Annotated in this window: 12 protein-coding genes; 11 read left to right on the top strand and 1 reads right to left on the bottom strand. The window is 36.4% G+C overall.

The features are described 5' to 3' along the window. The first annotated feature begins 26 nt into the window (after positions 1 to 26). Genes ZA07_RS10300 through ZA07_RS10285 form a run of 4 tightly spaced genes read left to right on the top strand, consistent with a single transcriptional unit; the run spans position 27 to position 3,476 of the window. Positions 27 to 1,460 (top strand): CCA tRNA nucleotidyltransferase, encoded by a 1,434-nt coding sequence (locus tag ZA07_RS10300; RefSeq protein WP_053971599.1) that lies wholly within the window; start codon positions 27 to 29, stop codon positions 1,458 to 1,460. After that, positions 1,453 to 1,911, top strand: coding sequence for a GNAT family N-acetyltransferase (locus tag ZA07_RS10295; RefSeq protein WP_053971598.1), 459 nt, complete (start codon positions 1,453 to 1,455; stop codon positions 1,909 to 1,911). Before ZA07_RS10300 ends, ZA07_RS10295 begins: the two co-directional genes overlap by 8 nt. Continuing rightward, positions 1,908 to 2,924 carry a COX15/CtaA family protein gene (locus tag ZA07_RS10290; protein ID WP_053971597.1) on the top strand — a complete coding sequence of 339 codons (1,017 nt, stop codon included), beginning with the start codon at positions 1,908 to 1,910 and terminating at the stop codon, positions 2,922 to 2,924. Before ZA07_RS10295 ends, ZA07_RS10290 begins: the two co-directional genes overlap by 4 nt. A 36-nt stretch (positions 2,925 to 2,960) precedes the next feature. Next, a complete protein-coding gene (locus tag ZA07_RS10285; protein ID WP_053971596.1) occupies positions 2,961 to 3,476 on the top strand; it encodes a plasmid pRiA4b ORF-3 family protein in 516 nt (171 codons plus the stop codon). On the opposite strand, the gene ZA07_RS10280 is transcribed toward ZA07_RS10285, so the two are convergent. Further along, positions 3,473 to 4,534, bottom strand: coding sequence for a hypothetical protein (locus tag ZA07_RS10280; RefSeq protein ID WP_053971595.1), 1,062 nt, complete (start codon positions 4,532 to 4,534; stop codon positions 3,473 to 3,475). The genes ZA07_RS10285 and ZA07_RS10280 overlap by 4 nt on opposite strands. A 94-nt stretch (positions 4,535 to 4,628) precedes the next feature. Here ZA07_RS10280 and ZA07_RS10275 point away from each other — a divergent pair, with 94 nt between their 5' ends. The 7 genes from ZA07_RS10275 (at position 4,629) to ZA07_RS10245 (ending at position 23,930) form a co-directional block, all read left to right on the top strand. After that, positions 4,629 to 5,522 (top strand): ABC transporter ATP-binding protein, encoded by an 894-nt coding sequence (locus ZA07_RS10275; RefSeq protein ID WP_053971594.1) that lies wholly within the window; start codon positions 4,629 to 4,631, stop codon positions 5,520 to 5,522. A gap of 28 nt (positions 5,523 to 5,550) precedes the next feature. Next, complete coding sequence (locus tag ZA07_RS10270; protein ID WP_053971593.1) at positions 5,551 to 6,378, top strand: ABC transporter permease; 828 nt, start codon at positions 5,551 to 5,553, stop codon at positions 6,376 to 6,378. A 27-nt stretch (positions 6,379 to 6,405) separates the two neighbouring features. Next, entirely contained in the window at positions 6,406 to 9,708 is a 3,303-nt protein-coding gene (locus ZA07_RS10265; RefSeq protein ID WP_053971592.1) for a T9SS type B sorting domain-containing protein, read from the top strand. 5 nt (positions 9,709 to 9,713) lie between these two features. After that, entirely contained in the window at positions 9,714 to 12,161 is a 2,448-nt protein-coding gene (locus ZA07_RS10260) for a T9SS type B sorting domain-containing protein (protein WP_157492112.1), read from the top strand. Between the two features lie 38 nt (positions 12,162 to 12,199). Continuing rightward, positions 12,200 to 14,029: a gliding motility-associated C-terminal domain-containing protein gene (locus ZA07_RS10255; RefSeq protein WP_053971590.1), complete on the top strand. Its 1,830-nt coding sequence runs from the start codon at positions 12,200 to 12,202 to the stop codon at positions 14,027 to 14,029. Positions 14,030 to 14,145: 116 nt separating this feature from the next. Then, complete coding sequence (locus ZA07_RS10250; RefSeq protein WP_197276723.1) at positions 14,146 to 18,972, top strand: T9SS type B sorting domain-containing protein; 4,827 nt, start codon at positions 14,146 to 14,148, stop codon at positions 18,970 to 18,972. 119 nt (positions 18,973 to 19,091) lie between these two features. Next, complete coding sequence (locus ZA07_RS10245; protein ID WP_053971589.1) at positions 19,092 to 23,930, top strand: T9SS type B sorting domain-containing protein; 4,839 nt, start codon at positions 19,092 to 19,094, stop codon at positions 23,928 to 23,930. Positions 23,931 to 23,970: the final 40 nt, after the last annotated feature.

The raw sequence follows: 23,970 nt of genomic DNA, 5'->3' as shown, positions 1-23,970 counted from the left end.
AGACGAGGTAAAAGTGTTTCATTCTCATGAATTACAAAGAAGCCATACAACACCCCATTTTTCAAATCATTTCTGAATCTGCTCAAACATTAGGATTAGATAGCTATGTTATTGGGGGGTTTGTTAGGGATTTTCTATTAGGTAGAGACTCCAAAAAAGATATAGATATTGTGGCTGTTGGAAGCGGCATTGCTTTAGCCAAACAAGTTTCAAAAAATTTACCAAACAAACCAAAGGTCCAGGTCTTTAAAACCTACGGAACTGCCATGCTGCGTTATGAAGATTTGGAAATTGAATTTGTAGGTGCTCGCAAAGAAAGTTATAATGAAGATAGTCGAAATCCGGTAGTTGAAGACGGCACTTTGGAAGATGATCAAAATCGAAGAGACTTCACCATCAATGCCCTGGCTTTAAACCTAAATAAAAATGCTTTTGGAGAATTGTTGGATCCGTTTAATGGAATCCAGGATTTAGAAGATAAAACAATAAAAACTCCTTTAGATCCAGATATCACATACAGTGATGATCCTTTGCGAATGATGCGAGCTATTAGATTTGCTACCCAATTGGATTTTTGGATTGAAGAAGAATCTTTAAAGGCGATTGAAAGAAACAACAAGCGCATCAAAATAATCACCAAAGAACGCATAGTTACCGAACTTCATAAAATTTTGGAAAGCCCCAAACCATCAAAAGGTTTTCTTCTTTTGGAAAAAACAGGGCTTTTAGATAAAATATTACCCGAACTAACAGCTTTAAAAGGTATCGACGAAGTTGAAGGCCAACGTCACAAGGATAATTTTTATCATACTTTGGAGGTCGTTGACAATATTTCAGAAAATACCGATGACGTGTGGTTACGTTGGGCTGCTCTTTTACATGATATAGGTAAAGCCCCTACCAAAAAATTCCATAAGAAAATTGGATGGACCTTCCACGGTCATGAATTTGAAGGATCAAAAATGGTCTATAGATTATTCAAAAGACTTAAAATGCCATTAAACGAAAAAATGAAATTCGTTCAAAAAATGGTCATGATGAGTTCGCGTCCTATAGTACTAGCAAATGAAGAAGTAACGGACTCGGCCGTAAGAAGACTCGTCTTTGATGCTGGTGACTTTGTGGATGATTTAATGACACTTTGTGAAGCCGATATTACCACAAAAAACCCAAAGAAATTCAGAAAATACCATAACAACTTCAAAGTAGTACGAGACAAAATTATTGAAGTCGAAGAACGGGATCACGTAAGGAACTTTCAACCACCTATTAGCGGCGAAGATATTATGAACACCTTCAATATTAAGCCATCCAAAGAAATTGGCATCATTAAGGAAGCGATTAAGGAAGCCATTCTGGAAGGTGACATTCCAAATGAACATGACGCTGCTTTCCAATTGATGCTAGAAGAAGGAAAAAGACTAGGACTTACCATAAATCAAGAAATAAGCAATGATTGACCTTCTTAGAACCGATTCCTCTCATCCAGACTTCATTGAATTAGTGAAAGCTTTGGATTTGGATTTGGCTTCAAGAGATGGCGAAGAGCATTCATTTTATGCGCAATTTAACGGTATTGACACCCTACACCATTGTTTAATTTTTTATCAGGGAGGTATGGCTATAGGCTGTGGTGCCTTTAAAAAAATGGATTCTACTTCCGTCGAAATTAAAAGAATGTATGTACTTCCTGATTACAGAGGAAAAGGATTTGCCTCAACCATTTTATTAGGTCTAGAAAATTGGGCCAATGAAATAGGTTTCAAAAAAGCCGTATTGGAGACCGGAAAAAAACAACCTGAAGCCATTCAACTTTACAAGAAAAATGGGTATCAGATTATCGAAAACTATGGTCCCTATCAAGGAATTGAAAATAGTGTTTGTTTTGAAAAACAATTAAATAAATCATGAAGAAAGACAACAAAAAAGTGATTTACTGGCTCTTTACGGGCTGTTTTCTCATATTTATAATGGTTATTGTAGGTGGCATTACCAGATTGACACACTCGGGATTATCCATTTCAAATTACAAATTGATTTCGGGAGCTATCCCACCTATCACAGAGCAGGAATGGCATGAAGCTTTTGACCTCTACAAACAATATCCAGAATACCAAAAGCTCAATACCCATTTTTCTTTAGAAGATTTTAAAGACATCTATTTTTGGGAGTGGTTTCATAGATTAATAGGAAGGTTAATAGGTGTTGTCTTCCTAATTCCTTTTATCTATTTTTTAATGACTAAGCAGTTAACCTCAAAAACCATTAAAAAATCAATCATCCTTTTGGGAATGGGAGCGTTCCAAGGGTTCTTAGGTTGGTACATGGTAAAAAGCGGATTGGTTGACCGGCCAGACGTTAGTCATTTTAGGTTGGCAGCTCATTTAACAACCGCTTTTGTGACCTTTGCATATACCTTCTGGGTGGCTTTGGATTTAATTTATCCCAACCGAAAAACTGTAAATCTTTCTTTTAGAAATTTAGTAAGATGGAGCATGGTCATTTTGTTAATTCAAATTATATATGGTGCCTTCGTAGCTGGTTTAGATGCTGGATTTATTCATAACCATTGGCCCATGATGAGCGAGGGTCAATTTATGCATGAAACGGTTTTGATGGAACAATCTCCATTATGGCTAAATTTCTTTGAAGGAAAAAGTGGCGTTCAATTTGTACACAGAACACTAGCTTATATTGTGGTTCTTATGATTTTGATCATATGGAACCAATCTAAAAAATTGACCTTAACAGATTTACAAAAAAAATCTATCAACTATTTACTTGTTCTGGTAGGACTGCAATTTTTACTGGGCGTTTTCACCATTTTGCTTCAAGTTCCTGTTTGGCTTGGTGTAGCACACCAAGTTGGTGCATTTTTCTTGTTAACGGGTATGACTTTTACACTGCATCGTTTCAGCAAATAAAAGGAAACTACTAACTTTGCATTAATAAAGAAAGCTATGATTTACAGATTTAGAGTCATTTTGGATAACGATACAGAAGACGATATTTTTAGAGATATCGAGATTCGTGAAAATGATACATTAGAAGATTTCCATAATACTATTACTCAATCTTTTGGGTTTGATGGTAGTGAAATGGCCTCGTTTTATGTTAGTAATGATGAGTGGGAACAAGGTGAAGAAATTTCATTGTTCGACATTAGCGACGAAGCCAATGCCCGGTTAATGAATGAAACGACCCTAAACGATGTGGTTCATGAGGCTCAAACCAGGCTTATCTATATTTACGATTTTTTCAGTATGTGGACATTTTTAGTTGAATTGGCTGAAATTGTTGAGGAAGCTGAAGGGACCGATTATCCGAATTTAATGTTTGTCCATGGACAAATTCCAGACGAAGCTCCAGAAAGGAGTTTTGAAGCCGATGATTTAGACGAGTTCAACGATGAGTTTGATGACGATTACGACATTGATGATTATGAAAGTCTAGATTTTGACGAAAACTGGAATTAAAAAAAGTTTTTCATATTCATGCCTTGGTAATTTCGCTTAACGAAATCCAAGGCATTTTTCATTATCTGCCCCATTCCCTTACTTCTCCTAAATTCGACATCCATCGTGTAATTATATATTTCCTCTTTTAAGATGGCTATGTGCTCAGGGGTTGACAAAGTATCATTTTGCATGCAATCCAAAAGTTCTTCTATTCTTTCATGATAACTGATCATTCTTTTGGCAACGATGGAGCGCTCTTCTATTTTATACTGTTCAATGGACTCCTTTTGAATTTTCTCCTTGACCAACTCCACCATTTTAAAATTTTCCTTGAAGAATTGCGGCCTGTAAATTTTCAATTTGCCCTCATAGCACTGTTGATCAAAATCGATGGCTCTAATTTTATATACCACATGGTCAAAATCATGAATGGGAACAATGACATAATTATAAGAACGCATATCACCTAGCAACCTAATCATACAGCGTTCATTGAACTTTACAAATTCCTTCGCTATTTGAGATTTCTCAGCGTGACTACATTCAGGCAACATATGTTTGATAAACTCATCCCCTGGTATTCCAGCTATGTGCTCCTCTATCAAAGTATCTTTGTATACCAAAAAATTTAAATTATAGGGTGATAACATATGCTCCAACTCCAAACCATATACCCTAGACGCATCGGCCTTTTTCACATAGAAATAAGTATAGTTGTCATTGAGAATGTTTCTAACTTTAACTCTAAAAGGTTTAGAGTTACCAAAAGTGCAGTAGTCTATAGAGTCTACATTCAGATATTTAAAGATCGTTTCGTTTCCATCTGAAATTAAGATAGAATAGACCCTTTTCAAGCTTAAATCTATCTCTTCCCTGTCAAATTCATTATAATAAACTCGAATCCACATAGTGTCCTCATCATTTTTATCATAAACCACTATGGATCCTTGAAACCTTAACAGGTCATCATAGAATATGGGCAGGCGTATATTTCTGTTATATTCCTGCAGATAATCATGTAATTTACTACTTACTGGGTAAGTCGGTTTCTTTTTTGATATCTTTAAATCATCCATAGCTTAAATTTAAACTAAATTTAGGTTTTTCAAATAAATTGTAACATTCTGAAGACAAGTTCGTCATATTTTTAACTAAACAATCAAAAACAATTTGGAACCAATACTCACCATCAATCATCTTACCAAGAAATTTGGCTACCTCACTGCTGTTAAAGATTTATCATTTACTATAAACAAAGGAAATGTTTATGGTATTTTAGGTCCTAACGGAAGTGGTAAATCAACTACTTTAGGCATTGTTTTAAATGTTGTTAACAAAACCACTGGCGAATTTCAATGGTTTAATGGCAATTTGTCAACACATGAAGCTTTGAAAAAAGTAGGTGCCATTATTGAAAGGCCTAACTTTTATCCCTACATGACAGCTTACGAAAATTTAAAGTTGGTTTGTAAGATCAAAGAAGTGGATTACAGCAAAATTCAAGAAAAATTGGAACTTGTAGATTTATGGGATAGAAAGGACCATAAATTCAGAACTTATTCATTGGGGATGAAACAAAGGCTAGCTATCGCCTCTGCCCTTTTAAATGATCCTGAAATTTTGATTTTGGACGAACCCACCAATGGTTTAGATCCACAAGGAATTCATAAAATTAGATCCCTAATTAAAAAGATTGCATCAGACGGCACGACTATTTTGCTTGCATCCCACCTATTAGATGAAGTTGAAAAAGTATGTTCTCATGTGGTTGTTTTAAGAAAAGGCGAAAAACTTTATTCAGGCCCAGTAGACGAAATGATTAGTAGTCATGGCTATTTGGAACTTCGATCAAACGATACAGATAAATTGATTCAGTTCTTAGAAGAGAAAAAAATGTTTGGAAAGATCAAAATTGAAGAAGGGTTGATAGTGGCCTTCCTTGACCAACCAATGGAGGCTCAAGACATTAATAAATTGATGTTTGAAAATGGCATTACACTTTCCCATTTGGTTAAAAGAAAAGAAAGCCTAGAAGAACAGTTCCTTCAATTAACCGACAATTAATCCAACCCAACTAAAACCATCAGATCATATGTTACGTCTAATTAATTTAGAATTACAAAAATTGCTTCTTAACAGAACGAGTAAAATCTTGATATTTATATCATTCATTTTGCCATTTACTGTTTTGATACTATCCTCCATCAAAATTAATTTCTTTGGCTTTTTCACGTTGGAATTGGGAGAGTTGGGAATTTTCAATTTCCCTATAATTTGGCACATAACAACTTTCTTTGCTTCTTATTTTAAACTGTTCTTTGCCATCGTTGTAGTAAGCATGATAAGTAATGAATATAGCAACAAAACTTTAAAACAAAACCTTATTGACGGTTTGAGCAAGAAAGAATTCATACTATCAAAATTTTATACCATTGTATTCTTTTCTCTGGTCGCGACCTTATTAATTGGACTAGCAACATTCTTTATAGGCCTCTATTATTCGAGTTATACAGAAGCCTCGATCATCTTTAGAGAAATGGACTTTTTATTGGCCTATTTTATGAAACTGACTGGGTTCTTCAGCCTATGTCTTCTTTTAGGCATGCTTTTAAGAAAATCTGCGTTTGCACTAGGGTTCCTATTTATCCTTTATATTGTAGAATGGTTGATCTATTGGGGAGTTTATGAAATCACCGAAAGCACCAATGCAGCTTGGCAAGTATGGAATAGATTGCCTTTAGGCTCTATGTATAAATTGATAGACCAACCTTTTCAAAGAATCATCATGACCAAGTATCCTGACAAGATAGACCTTACCTATGATTATGCAGTCCATTGGCATGAAATATTGACCGTAATGGCTTGGACGGGTATATTTGTATTTTTATCTTTTAGATTATTAAAAAAGCGAGATTTATAATATATTTGGTAGCTATTGCTATCAAAAATGAGATCGATTACCCTCTGTATATTCATACTCCTTTTTTTCAGTAAAATCCATGCCCAACAAGAAGCTTCTAATTGGTATTTTGGTCAAAATGCTGGAATAACATTTAATGATGATGGAACTGTTACATCTGTAAATGATGGGCAACTGACCACTTTGGAGGGTTGTGCTTCGATTTCAGATAATGATGGGAATCTTTTATTGTATACCGATGGAACACTTGTTTACAATAAGCATCATACCCTCATGCCAAATGGCTTTGGTCTTTTAGGGGATTCTTCTAGTAGTCAGTCGGCCATTATTGTCCCCAAACCTGATGACCCTAACATTTATTACATATTTACGGTAGGAAGTAATCAATCCTTGACTGGGTTGAAATATTCAATTGTAGATATGACATTGGATGGCGGGAACGGTGATGTCGTTCAAAAGAATATCAATCTGCTTAACCAATGTTCAGAAAAAATTTCTGCAGTTTTACAAAGCTGTGAAACAGGTAAGGTTTGGGTTGTTACCCTATCCAATCCAACGGGTAATTCAGCAAGCTCAATGAATACATTTCATGTATTTGGTGTAGATGAAAATGGGGTTTCTTCGACGGCTATTACTTCAAGTTTTGGAAATTTGAACGTTAATGATTTGAGAGGATATTTAAAGTTCTCACCCGATGGCACTAAAATGGCTGCTGCCAATGGACAAGATGGACTCTATATTTTTGATTTTGATAAAGCAACTGGGGTGGTATCAAATTCTCTAAAACTACTCATTAACGGGAACAACAATACGCCTTATGGGATTGAATTTTCTCCTAGTAGCGAACTTCTTTATGCTTCTTCTTCAAATGATCTATTTGGCGAAGGTGATCAGAACCCCAACAACCATCACTCTAAACTTGTCCAATTTGATTTAACAGCTACAAACATTAACGATTCTCAAGTACTTCTTGACCAACAAAATTTATATAGAAGTGCCTTACAGTTAGGGCCTAATGGAAAAATATATAGAACCATGAGTGCCACTTATGAATTAGGTCTTCCGTTTTTAAGTGTTATAAATGACCCCAATATTGCGGGCATAAATTGCGATTATGAAAATAATGCTATAAATCTCGGGAGCAATTTGGCAACCCAAGGTCTACCGCCTTTTATAACATCCTTTTTCACTGAAAAGGTCGACATTATAGGAAATCAAGAAGTAACATCCACCTACCTTCCATTATGTGAAGGCTCCTCTTTTACGCTTACGGCACCACAACTAGAAAATGCTATCTATACATGGAGGTTTAACGGAGACATCATTCCTGAAACTAGTTATAATCTTGTCATTAATCAGGCAGGATTCTATAATGTTATAATTGAATTTATTGATGGAGACTGTGATTATTTGGAAGGAGAGGCCTTAATTGAATACTTCCCTAATCCTATTTCCCATGAAGTAGAAGATATTTTAGAGTGCGACGATAACAATGATGGTATTATACAATTTGACTTTTCCACTTTGGGAGATCAAGCTCTTAATGGACAAGATCCAGAGGTATATAGCGTTCACTTTTTTCAATCTTCAGAAGACGCACAAAATAAAGAAAATGAAATAGGCTCCCCTTTTATCAATTCAACCAATCCGCAAGAAATATTTGTTAGAGTTGATTTAACCGGAAGCCCTAATTGCTATGATCTGTCCTCATTTTTTATCACTGTTTTTGACACCCCCATCATCCCCGAGCTTCAAAATATCGTTTTCTGTGATGAAGGATTGAACGATGGAAACCAAACTAATGGCCAAGCTGAAATAGATTTATCCTCTCTTATTGATTTAATATATAATGGACAAGATCCCGATTTGTTTTCCATAACATTCTATGAATCTGAAAACGATGCCATTAATAATGAAAATAGCCTTCCATTAAACTATTATAATAGCACACCTTTTTTACAGGATATTTATGTAAAAGTGAAAAATGTTAACAATGAGGATTGCTTTGATATTGACTTTTTCACAGTTCAGATAAATCCAACACCCGAAGCCTTTGACACCACTCTTTTGCAGTGTGACCAAGACTTTAGCCCTGACGGAATCACCCTGTTCAATTTGAATGAAGCTAACAGCCTAGTTTCAAACACTCCTGACCAAGTTTCTATTGCCTATTTTGAATCTTTTGAGGAAGCTCAAGACAACCTGCAACCTTTGGATTACAACTATTTGAATACAACTAACCCTCAAATTATTTTTGCCAGGGTATTTGACCCCTCGACAGGATGTTACAGCATTTCACAGGTAAGCCTTGAAGTTAGCACCACCCAAATTTCAGACTATGAAGTCCCCGGTGTTTGTGATGAGCCCAACTCTGAAGACGGTATCAATACGTTTGACTTAAACGAGGTGGCATTACAAATACAAAATAACAACAACATCAGTTTCCCTATTTCCTTCTACAGCTCATATGATGATGCCCTTCTAGAAGAAAATGCCCTTGAAGCCTCATACACCAATTCAATTCCCTATTTTCAGGTTATTTATGCACGCGCAGAAAACAATAATGCATGCTACGGGATTGCCGAAGTGACCTTAAGGGTGCACGAACTTCCTAACCTGCAAAGTGACGTTGAGGTTTTCTATTGCCTAAATGATTCACCGGAGTCCATTACACTGAATGCTGGCATTTTTGATGGAAGCACCAATAACACCTTTGAATGGTCTACTGGGGAAACAACACCAGATATCCAGGTAAACACCGTGGGAGCCTACACGGTTACAGCTACCAATGTTTGGGGTTGCAGCAAGAGCAGGACCATAGTTGTATCACCCTCCAATATAGCAACTATCGAAGCCATACATGTTACTGATGCTTCAGAAAACAATACCATTTCAATTGTTGTTTCGGGAGAGGGAACATATGAATTTGCTCTTTTCAATCAGAATGGGCTATTTGCCGATTTCCAACCACAAACGACATTTCAAAACGTTCCTCCGGGAATTTACACAGTCGCCGTAAGGGATGTGAAAAATGATTGCGGCCTGGTTGAAGATATGGTCTCGGTCATTGGCTTCCCAAAATATTTTACACCAAACAATGATGGCCAAAATGACTTTTGGCAAATTATTGGGGTTACCCAATTTACCCAACCCAATACCGAAATACTCATTTTCAACAGATACGGAAAACTAATTACAAAAATTGATCCTCTGGGAATGGGATGGGATGGCACTCTGAACGGAGAACCTCTACCAACAGATGACTACTGGTTCTTTATTACCCTACAGGATGGACGTATTTTTAAAAGCCACTTTACTCTTAAAAGATAATTTCTTTGAAAAAACTAACATTGATAGCAATTTGTATGCTATTGCTCCCGATCACCAACTTATTTTCTCAAGCTCCAACCGACTGTACCAATGCCATAGTAGTTTGTGGTAATTCAGAATTAAACTTGGATGTCTCAGGCATCGGAATACAAGAACTTTCTGGTTTAAATAGTTGTTCTAGCCAGGAAAACAATAGTGTTTGGTTAAAAGTAACCCCGATTACTTCGGGAACCCTTGGTTTTAATCTGACACCTCAAAGTTTTTCAATCCAAGAAGACTATGATTTTTTTGTTTTTGGACCAAATGCTGATTGCAACAACCTCCCTCAAGCTATTAGATGCTCCACTACTAACCCGCAAGCTGCCGGTCAAAATAATAACTTAACCGGTATGAATAGTACAGAAACAGATACTTCTGAAGGTCCAGGCTCCAATGGCAACAGTTTTGTAAGATGGTTAGATGTTGAAGCAGGAGATTCTTATTTCATTGTTATAGATAGGCCCATTGGCAATAGCCCGTTCACATTGGAATGGACCGGAACTGCTCAATTTTCAAGCCCACCAACAAATGAAACTGGCTCTTTAGAAGGTTTAAACTTGGAAAACTGTGATACTTTGGCTCCATATGATGATGAAGTTACTGGGTTCAATTTAGATTCAAACACTCCAGGAATTATTGGTAGTCAAACTAATGTAATCGTCTCCTACTATGAATCAGAAAGTGATGCCAACATCGATGAAAATGCCATTTCTGGAATCTACAACAACACTTCTAACCCTCAAGAGGTCTTTGCAAGAATGGAAAATACTCTAACAGGTTGCTTTGAAGTCATTCCATTTGTATTAACCGTAACTTCTGGTCCTAGTTTTGTCACCCCAACAAACCTCACGTCTTGTGATGATTTTTCTGATGGAGACAATCTAAATGGATTTACAAGTTTTGATCTTACCACTACGATAGAAGAAATACAAGGCAATAGTGAAAATGATTCCTTAAATATTTCCTTTCATGAATCATTAGACCATGCTCAAAACAATACCAATCCATTGCCAAACGATTTTACAAATACATCTCCCAATGACCAAATCATTTATGTTAGAATAGAAGATTCACAATTCCCCGATTGTTTTAGTACTACCACCCTTAACTTAACTGTATTGCCAGCTCCAGAAGCCTTTGACACCACTCTTTTGCAGTGTGACCAAGACTTTAGCCCTGACGGAATCACCCTGTTCAATTTGAATGAAGCTAATAGCCTAGTTTCAAACACTCCTGACCAAGTTTCTATTGCCTATTTTGAATCTTTTGAGGAAGCTCAAGACAATCTGCAACCTTTGGATTACAACTATTCGAATACAACTAACCCTCAAATTATTTTTGCCAGGGTATTTGACCCCTCGTCAGGATGTTACAGCATTTCACAGGTAAGCCTTGAAGTTAGCACCACCCAAATTTCAGACTATGAAGTCCCCGGTGTTTGTGATGAGCCCAACTCTGAAGACGGTATCAATACATTTGATTTAAACGAGGTGGCATTACAAATACAGAATAACAACAACATCAGTTTCCCTATTTCTTTCTACAGCTCATATGATGATGCCCTTTTAGAAGAAAATGCCCTGGAAGCCTCATACACCAATTCAATTCCCTACTTTCAGGTTATTTATGCACGCGCAGAAAACAATAATGCATGCTACGGGATTGCCGAAGTGACCTTAAGGGTGCACGAACTTCCTAACCTGCAAAGTGATGGTGAGGTTTTCTATTGCCTGAATGATTCACCGGAGTCCATTACACTGAATGCCGGCATTTTTGATGGAAGCACCAATAACACCTTTGAATGGTCTACTGGGGAAACAACACCAGATATCGAGGTAAACACCGTGGGAGCCTACACGGTTACAGCTACCAATGTTTGGGGTTGCAGCAAGAGTAGGACCATAGTTGTATCGCCCTCCAATATAGCAACTATCGAAGCCTTACATGTTACTGATGCTTCAGAAAACAATACCATTTCAATTGTTGTTTCGGGAGAGGGTACATATGAATTTGCTCTTTTCAATCAGAATGGGCTATTTGCCGATTTCCAACCACAAACGACATTTCAAAACATTCCTCCGGGTATTTACACAGTCGCCGTAAGGGATGTGAAAAATGATTGCGGGGTGGTTGAAGATATGGTCTCGGTCATTGGCTTCCCAAAATATTTTACACCAAACAATGATGGTCAAAATGATTTTTGGCAGATTATTGGGATTACTCAATTTACCCAACCCAATACCGAAATACTCATTTTCAACAGATACGGAAAACTAATTACAAAAATTGATCCTCTGGGAATGGGATGGGATGGTACCCTGAACGGGGAACCTCTACCAACAGATGATTACTGGTTCTTCATTACCCTACAGGATGGACGTATTTTTAAAAGCCACTTTACTCTTAAAAGATAAATGAAAAATCTTTAGTACATTTATTTGAAACTTTTCTCATGAAATTTCCGTGGCTTAAAACAATAAGCTTCTTCCTTTTAACAAACTTGATTTACTGTCAGGAAATTTCCCTTTTCCAACAATTCAATGGTCATTATGATTATTTGGCAATTGGAAACACATTAAACGAAGCTGAAAACAATGGGAATTCCTTTTGCGAAATACTACCACAAGCAAGCGCTAATTTAAACTTAGATGATAACTCTAATATAGTCGCTGCTTATTTATATTGGGCGGGATCTGGATCTGGGGATTTGGATATCACCTTGAATGATACAGATTTTACTGCTACAGAAACATATACCGTGGATTATGAAGATGCTATCAATGGTACCTTGACCTATTTTTCTTGTTTTGCAGATATAACGGAATTTATACTTGAGAACGGAAATATAGATTACACATTATCCAATTTAGATCTTTCTGAAGTGCTAGAATCTAATCCTGGGTATTGTGCTAATAGAACCAATTTTGCAGGATGGTCTATATATGTTGTCTTTGAAGATGAAACACTTCCTTTAAACCAAATAAATCTTTTTCAAGGTTTGGAAATAATTAATAGGAATGTGCAAGAAAAAACTATTTACCTCGAAGATGTTAACATTTTAGACAACGAAGGAGCTAAAATTGGTTTCTTAGCTTGGGAAGGAGACACCGCACTAAATTACGGAGAATCACTTTTCCTAAATGGCAACCTCTTGTCCAATCCTCCATTAAACCCAAGTAATAATGCTTTTAATGGCACTAATTCGTTCACCAATTCTTCCGAACTTTATAATTGTGATATCGATTTTTATAACATTCAAAATTATATCAATATCGGGGATACTACCGTAGAAATAACACTTACCACCGGTGATTACAATGAAAATGGCAACTTTGCTGCAGACCTCATCATATTGAATAACATAATTACTGTCTTAAATAGTCAACTTCCGGATGCCACAACAGATATAACAGAGGCTCAAGTTCTTTGCGGCAACCAGCAGATAGCCCTGAACTTCTATATAAATAATTTCAATGCCACCGATTATTTGCCAGCAAACACCCCAGTATCTATTTATGCTGACAACACTCTTTTAGATACGGTGTATACAAATGATGACATTGAAATTGGTGAATCAGAATATTTTGAGTTACTGATTGATTTGCCCTCAAACTTCGAAAATTATGTCACCATCACTGTGATGGCCGATGATATTGGCGATGGAACCGGAATAGTTACAGAACTCAACGAAACCAATAATTTCGATTTGATTGGTCTAGAAATTTCTCCTTTTGAAATTCTTGAACTAGCCCCCATGAAGGGATGTGATTTAGGTTTTAATAAGGCCTTTTTCAATTTAGTAGAGCATATTCAAGATCTCCCTAATTATTCAGAATCTGATTTTTTCACATCATTAGATGACCTGTTTTTAGGTGATTTTGAGATTATTGACCCAGAAAATTATCAAAATAGTGTGGATCCAGAAACTATTTTTGTTAAAATTCCGACCGACTCTTGCTTCAATATTTACACCTTCGATTTAACTACGGAAAACTGTCCACCCTATATTCCTGAAGTCTTTACACCTAATGGGGATGGGTTTAATGACTGGTTCAACATCCAAGGTCTCTACGACATCTTTGAAAACCATAACCTGCTGATTTACAACAGATATGGCACGTTGATTTTTGAAGGCAATAACCAGACCAAGTGGTTTGGAGAGGCAAACAAAGGCCTCAATAACCTTCACAAACCGCTTCCAACAGGCACCTATTTTTATATTTTAAACCTTAATGACCCGGCCTATGACATCCTAACAGGTTGGGTTTATTTGACTAGATAATCGTATAAAAAAATGCATTTCGTCGTATTTTTTTGCATTTAATCTATTTTTATCTATATTTGTACCTGATTAATCCCAAATCTTGGTCGCAAGACCAATCATAAACAACTGAACTAATGAAAAAGTGCTACCTACTTATGGTATTGGTTGGTATACTGGCTTTTAGTGCCCAATCCCAACAAATTTCAACCAATTCTAATATTAGTATTCAAACCTTAGTTGAAGAATACTTGGTACAAGGTTGTGTAGAAATTTCTAACGTCCAATCAAATGCTAATGGTGCTCCTATGGGTATCGATAGTTATGGTTATTTTGAACAAGCTAGTTCAAATTTCCCTTTTCAAAACGGTTTGATTCTTTCTACTGGCTCTATCACATCCTCGGGAAATGTTGCCAATGGCAATACTTTGAATGAAGGGGAACCTGAATGGGGTCCAGACTCTGATCTGGAAAATGCCTTGGGAATTAACAATACCTTTAATGCTACTTCTGTAGAATTTGATTTTGTTTCGGTTTCTAACTTAGTACAATTCAATTACATCTTGGCTTCTGAGGAGTACTACGCTAACTACCCTTGCGAATATTCCGATGGTTTTGCCTTTCTAATCAAGGAAGCTGGATCATCACAACCCTATACTAATATTGCATTAATTCCAGGAACCGATATCCCAGTGAATACTAGTACAATTCATGAAGAAATTGTAGGGTTTTGTCAGGCCGAAAATGAAGCATATTTTGATGGATATAATTTTGGTGACACCAACTTTAATGGACGAACCGTTGTTATGACTGCAAGTGCCTCCATTCAACCTAACGTACAGTATCACATTAAATTGGTTATTGCAGATCAATCTGATGAAAATTATGATTCGGCAGTTTTCATTCAAGCTAATAGTTTTAATGCCAGTGTTGATTTGGGTGAAGATATTACAACCTGTGCCAATAGCACCGATCTAAATGCTGAAACAGACAATGATTTAGCTCTTTATAGCTGGTATTATAATGGTCAGCTACTCCCTTCTGAAACAAGTCCCCAGATAACTGCAGTCAACTCGGGAAGCTATACTGTAAGCATATCCATGCCTATTAATAACACCTCTTGTGAAATTCAAGACACCATTGAAGTTATTTTAAATTCGGCACAAACGGCTGAAGGTATTCCAGATTATATATTATGTGATTCTGGAAATAACAATACGGCAAGTTTTGATTTATCAAATATGGACGATGAAGTTCTAGATGTTGTTTCTGGAACCAATTTCCAAATTACCTATTTTTCCTCCCAATCAAATGCCCAAAATAATTCAAATGCCATAACAGCTCCAATCACTAATACCTCAAACCCACAACCAATTTTTGTAAGAATTCAAGATTTAGATAATGGTTGTGTTTCTTATGCTAGTTTCAATTTAATAGTAAATGACATTCCAGAAATCAACACACCAGAGGAGATTGATATTTGCGACAATGGTAGTGTGGATGGTTTTGCAGAAATAGACTTTGCAGAAACTACGGAGGCCATAAGTGAAGGAAATGAAAACTATATAGTTACGTATCATACAACGCAGAATGAAGCAGAAAGTGGCGCAAACCCTATTCCACTTCCCTATGTCAATACTAACACATCTGAACAAATTTTTGTAAGAGTTGAAGATTCAGAGACAGGGTGCTACACTGCCAGCAGCTTTATTATTAATATACTAGATGCTCCTGGAATTAACAACCAAACCCAAACAATAAACGCTTGTGAACAAGACGGAGATGGTTTTGAAACATTTGACTTAACATCTGTTTTGGATAATGTATTGGCCGGTTTATCTGGTATGACAGTTAGTTACCATGAAACTATGGAGGATGCCCAAACAGGGAACAACCCCATAGACAACCCAGAATCATATGATAATACAGTTGCTGATTCTCAAATGGTATATATTCGTGTTGTAAATCCAGAAACCGGTTGTGCCTCTTACGCTCCTATTAATATTATGGCCAATGCCTTAAATGAAGGATCAAATGTTACCAATCAATTTGCATGTGACGACGCATCAAATGATGGAATTGAAGATTTTGACCTACAAGAAATCGCAATTAGCATGATCAATGGAATGGAAGGCATAACGGTAACATATTACGAAACACAAAGCGATCAAAACAACTTTGAAAATGCAATAAATCAATCAGTTCCTTATATGGTAGATGATAGCCCGCATACTTTATATGTCACTTTTCAAAAAGACGATTGTCTATACTACACAGATTTAAATTTAATTGTTGCACCCGGTGTCTTTTTGGAACCTTTAGAACCAGTTACTTATTGTGACAATAATGAAGATGGATTTACCTCTATTCACCTATCGGATTTTAATGGATTCATTAATCAAGGCATACCAAATGCCCAGGTCAGATACTTTTTAACTGAGTTAGACGCCGAAAACAATGAAAATCAACTTCCTTTCAATTATACCAATACTACAAACCCTGTCAATGTATTTGTAAGAGTCACTAACACAACTTCCAAATGCTATGATGTACAACCACTTGAAATTACCGTTCTAGCTGCTCCGAGTATAAATCAACCCAGTGACATAATCATTTGTGATGATGATTATGACGGATATTATCAAGTTAACCTAGAAAGCAAAATATCTGAAATAGTTGGAGATGATAGTGACGTGTCCATTTCATTTCACACGTCTCAAGGTAATGCCAATTCAAATACCAATGCTATTATTAATCCATCCAATTTCAATTCCAATACCCAAACCATTTACACGCGGGTTGAAAGTCTTGAAACTGGTTGTCATACCCTAGCTATCTTTGATGTTATAGTAAATACGCAACCACAATTCCCTGCCATTTCAAATTATCAAAACTGTGAATCTGATGGTAATCAAACCGCTGACTTTTATTTTGTAAACAAGGACAGTGAGATTCTTAATGGACAGATTGGTAAAATTGCATATTATTTTGAAAGTGAAATTGATGCTCTAAACCGACAAAATGCAATTGACAAGAATACTGCATACAGCAATCTATCTAATCCTCAAACCATTTGGGTTCGTGTTGAAAATATAACCGACCAAGGTTGTTTTGGCGTATCCTCATTTACTATAGAGGTGGGCTCAATACCACTTTTCAACTTACCTGAAGACAAATATTTGTGTGATGATTATACAAATGATGGTTCTGAAGTATTTGATTTGCAAGAAGTCATCAATGAAGTTTCGACGGGAATTTCAGACGACTTAACAATAACCTTTTACGATTCGCTTGAAGATGCCGAAAATTCAGAGAATGAACTACCATTAGACTATTCCAATATTCAGAATCCACAGCAAGTTTATGTGAAAATTGAAAATGGAAGTTACTGTTATGGTATTGCTGAATTTGGATTGAATGTTATTCAAGCTCCAGAAGTTAACATGCCATCTGATTTTGTGGTTTGTGATATAGACCACGATGGAACAAGTATTTTTGATTTATCTGTGACCTTGGAAGAAATTTTAGAGGTAAGACAGGATGATTTGATTATTTCTTATCATGAAAGTGAAGAAGACTTAGAAGCAAACATTAATTCTATTCAAGATCCAGAAAACTATGAGAACCTATCAAATCCACAAACTATTTATATCAGGGTAACAAACCCTACTACCTCTTGTTTTGTAACTGTTCCTGTTAACCTTATTGTGGATGCTCCTCCTGTAATTAACACTTTCACAGAAGAAATATGTCACAATTCTACAACAAGTTACTATTTACCCAACGCTTTTGATTCTTTAGTGGAAGACCCAGAAAACGTAACTTTTATTTTTTACACATCTCAAGCAGATGCAGAGGCCGATGCGAATCCGATAGGAGATACGTTTAGCTACACATCCAACAATTCTGTTATTTATGTAAGAGCTATAAGTAGTATTTCAGGATGTTACTCTATTGGTTCGTTCAACCTAAACGTCAATCCCCTACCGAATGCTAATCAACCAAATGATTTGGTAAGTTGTGATGATGATTCTGATGGTATGCTGGTTTTTGATTTAAGCCAACAAAACAATACTATATTAGGAAATCAAGGAAGCGAAGATTTTACAATTACGTATTATGAAATTCTTCAAGAAGCTGCAGCTGGAGACAATCCTATTTCAAATTTAAATTATTTAGCTTTTGATGGACAAACCATATTTACTAGAGTAACAAATAATCTAACAGGCTGCTTTAGTATCACTAGTTTTAACTGCATTGTCAATAGAATTCCTTTGGTTGATATCCCTGACCAGACCATCTGTTTGAATAGTGAAGAGCCTTTAGTAGTTTCAGCTTTTACCGGTTATAACAATGATAGTTACTTATGGTCTACCAATCAAATAGGACCAGAAATTCAAATAAACCAAATTGGCGAATATTCTGTTACGGTTACTACTGAAAATGGGTGTTCTACAACGACAACCTTCCAGGTAATGGAATCAGAACAGGCCAGCATTGATTTCACAGAAACCATAGACTTTTCTAACCCGAGTAATATTACGGTTACAATTAGCGGAATTGGAAATTATTTATACACTTTAGATGGTGGTACGCCTCAGGAATCTAATGTGTTCTACCACGTTTCATGGGGTCTTCACACCATCGAAATTATAGACTTAAATGGATGTGCCTCCGCTTTCAAAGAAATCATGGTAATCAATGCGCCCACCTTCTTTACTCCAAATAACGATGGCGACAATGACTTATGGCAAATAGCCGGAATAGAGCAGCTTGAAGGCACTATGGTTTATATTTTTGATCGCTACGGAAAACTTTTACAAACCATGAATTCCAATTCAAAAGGTTGGGATGGAACCTACAATGGTCACAACATGCCTTCTGATGATTATTGGTTCTTAGCTCAAGTGAAAAAAGGAGAAAAACAGTTTGAAGTAAGGAATCATTTTACCCTAAAAAGATAATGACTTAGCAAAGAAAAATCACTTTTTATCAAATATAATCTACAAATCCCCCTAATCGGGGATTTTTTTGTTACATTTAAATTTCTCATTTTCAAAAAAATTAAAATTGCTACAATAAAATGAGCAAACCATCTATTTGTTTTTTAGTTGTTTTGCTAGGTATATTTTTTAACATACATGCTCAGCAAATCGCGACTTCAACGGCCACTTTAGAAACCTTAATTCAACAGAATTTGGGCCAAGGTTGCGTTGAGATTTCTAATATTTCAAGTGATGTCAATGGGCAAAACATCAACATAAATTCTTACGGATATTTTGAAAAGGCCACTTCAAACTTTCCTTTTCAAGATGGAATTATATTATCAACAGGAACCATTCAATCGGCTGGAAACACGTTGATTGGCACCCACCTAAACGAAGGTGATGATTCATGGGGCACAGACCCCGATTTGGAAAACGCATTAGGTATCGATAACACCTTGAATGCGACTTCAATTGAGTTTGATTTTGCCACCTTAGCTAATGTCATCCAATTTAGATATATTCTAGCTTCCGAAGAATATTACTCCAATTTCCCTTGCAACTATTCCGACGGTTTTGCACTTCTAATCAAAGAAGCGGGAACTACTGATCCTTATACAAATATTGCCGTAATTCCAGACACATCCATTCCTGTTAACACCAACACAATTCACCCAGAGATAGTCGAGTTTTGCCCTGACGAGAACATTGAATATTTTGCGGGGTTTAATATGGGAGATACCAATTTCAATGGAAGAACAGTGGTCATGACTGCTACCGCATCTATAGAACCAAACGTTCAATACCATATTAAAATGGTTATTGCTGATCAAACTGACAAAAACTACGATTCTGCTGTATTTATTGAAGGAAACAGTTTTAATCCAACAGTAGATTTAGGACCTGATATTAACACCTGTGGAGAATCCTATGTTCTAAATGCTGATATAGAAAATCCAAATGCTAATTATCAGTGGTTTTTAAATGGTGTACCAATAAGTGGAGAAACAAATGAAACCTTGACAGTGACACAGTCGGGTATTTACAAAGTTGAAATTTCCTTTCAAATAAGCAATACGAGTTGTACCATAGAAGACCAAGCGGAAATTATTCTTAACTCAGAGCAAACCTCTGAGCCGATTTCCAATTATTCATTATGTGACGATCCATCCCAAGATGGTCTGGAATTGTTTGACCTGAACATAAAGAACAGTGAAGTTCTAAGTTCTGTGCCTCCTTCTAGTTACAATATAAGCTACCATTTAAGTATGGAAGAAGCTCAGAGTGGAAGTAATCCCTTATCGTCCCCTTACCAAAATACAAGTAATCCCCAAACGATATACATACGAATTCAAGATACAGAAAACGGTTGCCTGGCCTATTCCAGTTTTGACCTTATTGTCAACCAGCTACCTGAATATTCAGAACCTGAGCCCGTAACGGTCTGCTCTGGGCCAGAATCTAATGGCTTCGCAGAGATAGATCTAGGACCTATTTCCGATGAAATCTCTCAAGGAAATCCTGATATCTACATCAGCTACCACTACAATCAAGAAGATGCCACTCTTGGGAATAATCCTATTTTTTCTTATGTAAATACCAATCCCGAAAACACACTTTACATTAGAATTTATGATGCTGAAACAGGATGTTTTGTAACAACGACCATATACATTACGGTAATCCCAAATCCGGACGTGGACACCTCAGAGCCCTTTTGGATTAATGCCTGTGAGGAAGATCAAAATGGCTTTGATGTCTTTGACCTAACCTCTATCATTGATGATGTTTTGGAAGGAATGACTGGAGTCTCAATAAGTTTTTATGAAACCTACGAAGATGCCGAAACTGGAAGTAATCCGATCGCCAACGAATCGAATTATGAAAATGTGGTCGAAGAACTACAAACAATATATATAAGGGTTGTTGATGATGAAACAGGGTGTCTTACCATAGTTCCAGTGACACTTTATGTAGATCTTATTGAAACTGAATTTTCTACTTCCTCTTTTTATTTTTGTGATGATAGCAGTAACGACGGCACGCAAGATATAGACTTAACTGAAATTACAGAACAACTAATAGGAGAGTTTACCGAATCATTTGATGTGACCTATTTCGAAACATTTGAAGATCAGGTTGATGAAATTAATGCGATTCCTCAGAACGTACCATATACAGTTACAGAAAGCCCAACTATTTTATATCTAACCATTTCAGGAGAAGACTGTGAACGACTGATTTCTGTAAATGTTTTTCTTAGCCCTCCCATTGAATTGGATGAAATGGAGCCCCTTCAATATTGTGATGATTATATAAATGATGGATACACATCAATTGACCTACAAAGTCTTATACCTGATATTGTGGGAGACATTAGTCAATCTGCCGTACAATTCTTTTTAACCGAAGAAGATGCCACCAATGTTGAAAATTTGCTTCCGCCTATTTTCTATAATGTAGCCAACCCACAAATCATCTGGGCTAAAGTTATTGACCTTTCTACCAACTGCTATGATATTTTACCCATTGAAATCGAAATTATTGGTGTTCCTGATGTCAATGTTCCTAGTGACATTATAGAATGTGACGATGATGGCGATGGTTATTTTACGGTTAATTTAGAAACTAAAATCCCAGAAATTATCGATGACACCACTGGATTAACCTTTACTTTTTTCACCGATTTTGAAGACGCTGTTGCAAATATAAATCCCGTTCCAGATCCAACCAATGTCACTACAGCGACTCAACAACTTCATGTTAAAATAGAAAATGACGACACGGGCTGTTATACTTTTGTCTCATTTTATGCTTACATCAATACGCTACCCGTTTTTCCTGAAGGTGGCATTACAGACTTCATCAATTGTCAGGCAGATTCCAATAACTTTGGAGATTTTCATTTATATGAAAAGGATGAGGAAATTTTGAATGGGCAAACCGATAAACAAGTGCTTTATTTTGAGACTGAAAATGACGCTATAAACAGAACCAATATCCTTGATAAATATAGTGCTTACCAAAATACAGTTAATCCCCAAATTATTTACTGTCGGGTTGAAAATTTATCCGATCAAGAGTGTTTTGGAGTCTCCTCCTTCCTTTTGAATGTAGGTGCACTACCAGAATACAATGAACCGTTAGATTTATTTTTATGTGATGACATGTCTAATGATGGTGTAATTGAGGTGGACCTCAACACCAAAATAGATGAAATCTCTCAAGGAATTAATGATAATCTTGAAATTAGTTTTCACTTTTCAGGTTATGACGCAACCAATAATTTTGCTCCTATAACCAATTTAGATTTCACCAACACAGCTAATCCACAAGAAATTTTTGTGAGAATAGCTAATGGTACTTTTTGTAATGCTATTACTAGTTTTGATATCAATGTAATTCCTGCACCTGAGGTAAATTTTCCTTCGGATATTGAGTTTTGTGATGATGATGGTTATGCCACTCATGACCTAACACTTGCCGAATTGGAAATCTTGGATGTCAGGCAAGATGACATTGTCATCTCATATCATGAAACGATGGAAGATGTCGAAAATGACATCATTAGTATTCCAAACCCAGAAAGCTATACCAACATTACCAACCCACAAACAGTTTACGTCAAAATAAATAATACGGTTTCCAATTGCTATGCTGTAGTGCCCATAAATATCAATTTAAACCTTCCTCCTGAAATAAACGAGTTTGAAGAATATCCTTTATGCCAAGGTAACAGTTCTGGTTTTGACCTGAACATCATCAACACTATTATTGTTGACGACCCCACTGGGTTGAGTATTACATATTATACAAATGGATCGGATGCAGATGCCAATATCAATCCATTAGACACCAGTTACACAATCATATCCAATAGCGATACAATTTTCATTAGAATTGAAAATTTGGAAACTGGGTGCTATACAGTTTACTCATTCAACTTGGTTACCTATCCAAACCCTAATATCAATCAACCAAATAACCTAGAGTCATGTGATGATGATTTTGATGGCCTGTTAACTTTCGACCTATCTCAGCAAACCAGTCAGGTCATAGGAAGTTTGAATCCACAGAATTATACCACTGGTTATTATGAAACACTTCAAAATGCCATTAATGAAAATAATGAAATTTTGGATTTGAATTACAATGCCTTTGACGGACAAACCATTTTTATACGGGTGGAGAATAATGAAACAAGCTGTTTCAGCATCACGACCTTTCAGCTTTTTGTCCATCGAATTCCATTGGTTGAAATCCCAGATTCAACCATATGTTTAAATGCTGAAAACTTGGTAGTCTCGGCAGAAACTGGTTTCGACACCGACACCTATATTTGGTCCAATAGTCAAACCACTCCTCAAACTCAAATAATCTATCCAGGAACCTATTCTGTTACGGTTACAACTATTGATGGTTGCTCCACAACCACATCATTTGAAGTCATTGAATCAGAAACTGCCACCATAGAATTCACCGAGTCTGTAGACTTTGCAGATCCGAATAATGTCACGGTAACGGTGAATGGTATTGGCGAATATTTATACGCCATTGATGGGGGGACACCACAGGAATCAAACGTGTTTTATAATGTGTCTTGGGGCGTTCATACCATAGAAGTGATTGACTTTAATGGATGTGCCTCAGCTATCAAAGAAATTGTTGTCATTGATTATCCACTTTATTTTACTCCCAACAATGATGGGGACAATGACACCTGGCATATTGCAGGTGTTGACCAACTTGTGGGTACCATCATTTATATTTTTGATAGATACGGAAAATTATTAACTGCTTTGACCCACGATTCTCCAGGTTGGGATGGCACCTATAATGGAGAAAATATGCCGGCCACCGATTACTGGTTTGTTGCAAAGGTGGTGAAAGGTCAAAGAGCGTTTGACGTAAAGAGTCATTTCACCTTAAAACGCTAAGGTTTAACAGATTTTTATACCTGTTTGGCTATTAATTATG

The sequence above is a fragment of the Mangrovimonas sp. ST2L15 genome (assembly GCF_001280515.1).
In the GTDB taxonomy this organism is placed as follows: domain Bacteria; phylum Bacteroidota; class Bacteroidia; order Flavobacteriales; family Flavobacteriaceae; genus Mangrovimonas; species Mangrovimonas futianensis.
The sequence above is the reverse complement of the archived record's forward strand: the minus strand, read 5'-3'. Positions and strand labels throughout refer to the sequence as shown.

Bases quoted from the DNA above. Each gene is read 5' to 3' on its own strand.
- ZA07_RS10300 (WP_053971599.1), top strand. From the start codon at position 27: ATGAATTACAAAGAAGCCATACAACACCCCATTTTTCAAATCATTTCT.
- ZA07_RS10295 (WP_053971598.1), top strand. From the start codon at position 1,453: ATGATTGACCTTCTTAGAACCGATTCCTCTCATCCAGACTTCATTGAA.
- ZA07_RS10290 (WP_053971597.1), top strand. From the start codon at position 1,908: ATGAAGAAAGACAACAAAAAAGTGATTTACTGGCTCTTTACGGGCTGT.
- ZA07_RS10285 (WP_053971596.1), top strand. From the start codon at position 2,961: ATGATTTACAGATTTAGAGTCATTTTGGATAACGATACAGAAGACGAT.
- ZA07_RS10280 (WP_053971595.1), bottom strand. From the start codon at position 4,534: ATGGATGATTTAAAGATATCAAAAAAGAAACCGACTTACCCAGTAAGT.
- ZA07_RS10270 (WP_053971593.1), top strand. From the start codon at position 5,551: ATGTTACGTCTAATTAATTTAGAATTACAAAAATTGCTTCTTAACAGA.
- ZA07_RS10265 (WP_053971592.1), top strand. From the start codon at position 6,406: ATGAGATCGATTACCCTCTGTATATTCATACTCCTTTTTTTCAGTAAA.
- ZA07_RS10255 (WP_053971590.1), top strand. From the start codon at position 12,200: ATGAAATTTCCGTGGCTTAAAACAATAAGCTTCTTCCTTTTAACAAAC.
- ZA07_RS10250 (WP_197276723.1), top strand. From the start codon at position 14,146: ATGAAAAAGTGCTACCTACTTATGGTATTGGTTGGTATACTGGCTTTT.
- ZA07_RS10245 (WP_053971589.1), top strand. From the start codon at position 19,092: ATGAGCAAACCATCTATTTGTTTTTTAGTTGTTTTGCTAGGTATATTT.